The organism is Bradyrhizobium sp. Kon58, assembly GCF_055807455.1.
This window is the reverse complement of the sequence record NZ_JBVVOT010000459.1, coordinates 1-267: the sequence shown is the minus strand read 5'-3', so window position 1 is coordinate 267 and position 267 is coordinate 1. Positions and strand designations below refer to the sequence as shown.

At 31.1% G+C, this 267-nt stretch carries 1 protein-coding gene; it reads right to left on the bottom strand.

Annotated features, from left to right (window positions below; translation table 11 throughout):
• Positions 1–55: 55 nt before the first annotated feature.
• Positions 56–267: hypothetical protein (locus tag AC0L20_RS41145; RefSeq protein WP_473295851.1), on the bottom strand; the 212-nt coding region annotated here is incomplete at its 5' end.

Genomic DNA, 267 nt, shown 5'->3' with positions numbered 1-267 from the left:
CCTCATTATCGAGTAAAACACAATCAAACTCCCATCACAAGACAAAGAACATAACTTAAACTCCAATAATATCTAATACAGAAACAAAATCATACCCTCTTAAAAGATCCAGAAACCAACATAACACCAATAAACTAAAATCACAATAATAAAAAACATAAACATTCATAAAAATCGAAATCAAAAATAATCTTAAAAATCTTTCCCTACACAAATCTATTCCCAACATAAAACATAATGCGCCTTGCTGCCGTTGGTCTTCGCGAG